The sequence below is a fragment of the Bacillus salipaludis genome (genome assembly GCF_004358205.1).
In genome coordinates, this window is record NZ_SMYO01000088.1 from 1 (window position 1) to 1,727 (window position 1,727).

At 35.0% G+C, this 1,727-nt stretch carries 2 protein-coding genes; one reads left to right on the forward strand and one right to left on the reverse strand.

All coding sequences use genetic code 11. From position 1 onward, the window contains the following. Positions 1–235: 235 nt before the first annotated feature. On the reverse strand, positions 236–823 hold the full coding sequence (locus tag E2K98_RS30450; protein WP_133340739.1) for a LysE family transporter: 588 nt from the start codon (positions 821–823) through the stop codon (positions 236–238). A 112-nt stretch (positions 824–935) separates the two neighbouring features. Between E2K98_RS30450 and E2K98_RS30455 the strand changes: the two genes are divergently transcribed. After that, positions 936–1,490 (forward strand): helix-turn-helix domain-containing protein, encoded by a 555-nt coding sequence (locus E2K98_RS30455; protein WP_133340741.1) that lies wholly within the window; start codon positions 936–938, stop codon positions 1,488–1,490. The last annotated feature ends 237 nt before the right edge of the window (positions 1,491–1,727 follow it).

The following is a 1,727-nucleotide window of genomic DNA, read 5'->3' on the forward strand; positions in this document are numbered from 1 at the left end:
GGCCCGCCACCTAACTGTCTACGCTTAAAGACTAAAGTTACCTTTAGCCCTCCAAGACTCGCTACGAGCGAATGGCTAGTTCTTACTCGACGGGAATCCCACCCGTTATATGATACGACCTAGGCTCGGCCGCACACCTGCCCCGTTAGCACAACAAGAAAAAAAGACCGCAACAGCAATCGCTTGGGTCTATATCTGTTTGTATAGGCACAATGTAGAAATCATTTAGTCTCATCTACTTTTCTAAAAATATGGATACAGCACTATATAAGAGCAGCAAAGCCATAACCACATTAAACTGACTTTTATATTTTGTTAAGAATTTTTGGAATAAGGATCCGAACGAGCTCCAACAAACAGTACCAACGAAACCAACAAAAGCAAGAAATAGGGAATATAAAATTAAGCTTAAATTGGAATTGTTAAATGGTATGACAAATGTTGAAATAGCAGTAATCCCATATAAAATAACTTTGGGATTTATGAATTGTAAGATCATTCCTGTAAAAAAGCCGTTATTGTTATTCTGGTCACTTTCCTTATTATTCCCTTTGCTAAACATAATTTTTACAGCTAAATACAGCATATAGATTGAACCGAAGATTGTCATATAAAATTCTATTTTAGGGATGGTATTTGTTAATAACAAATTAAAATAGCTGCACAATAACATAATGACAAAAAAGCCAGTACCTACCCCTAAACAAAACTTCATCGTCTTATTAAATCCATACTTATTGGCAGATAACATCGCCATTATGTTATTTGGACCTGGAGTAAATTTAGTAACAAAAACGTATAATAAAAATGATAATATAGGCAAAATATATCCTCCTCAATATGTATGTTATAATGTCTAAAAAGAACAATATAACGTATTGCGTTTTATTGTATATCATAGACGTTATATTGTACATATAATAAGGAGTGTTTTTATGGAAGAAATTAATCTTATCATTGCAAAGAACTTAAAGGCTTTGAGAGAAAGTAAAAAATTAAGCCTTGAAAAAGTTGCAGAGCTTAGTGGGGTTAGTAAAACGATGATTGGACAAATCGAAAGAGGTGAATCCAGTCCTACTATTACAACAATCTGGAAAATAGCATATGGCTTAAAAATTTCGTTTACTTCCCTAATAAATTCCCCGCAGCCCGACACAAAGGTAGTACATAAAAGTGAGGTCCAAACACTTCTAGAGGATAATGGAAAATACAGATTATACCCTTATTTCCCATTCCAAGATGATAGACGTTTTGAGGTTTATTGCATTGAGATAGAAAAAGGTGGGTATCTTAGTTCGGAATCCCACAGAGAAGGTACTGAGGAATTTTTGACTGTTTTTGATGGCGAATTAACTGTAAGAGTAAATAACACTGAATACACAGTATCAAGTGGAGATTCCATAAGATTTAAGGCAGATAGACCTCATTCCTATCATAATTCAGGAGAAACATTAACTCGATTAAGTATGGTTATACATTATCCAATTTAAAAACCCCGTTCCTCAAATCGGGGTTTTTACCCTTATTATTTTTATAATGAAACAAAACGTTGTTAAACTAAACTGCCCCGTTAGTGACAAAAGAGAAAGTAGGGAAACCTCTCTCGAGGCTTCCCCCTTATCAAACCGTACGTGCCCTATTAAGGCATACGGCTTACCAAATGTTACAATGTTTATCAAGAGGATGCATTCCAGGCATTTTGCATCTTTTGTAAGCGATGAGGGGTA

Bases quoted from the DNA above. Each gene is read 5' to 3' on its own strand.
- E2K98_RS30455 (WP_133340741.1), top strand. From the start codon at position 936: ATGGAAGAAATTAATCTTATCATTGCAAAGAACTTAAAGGCTTTGAGA.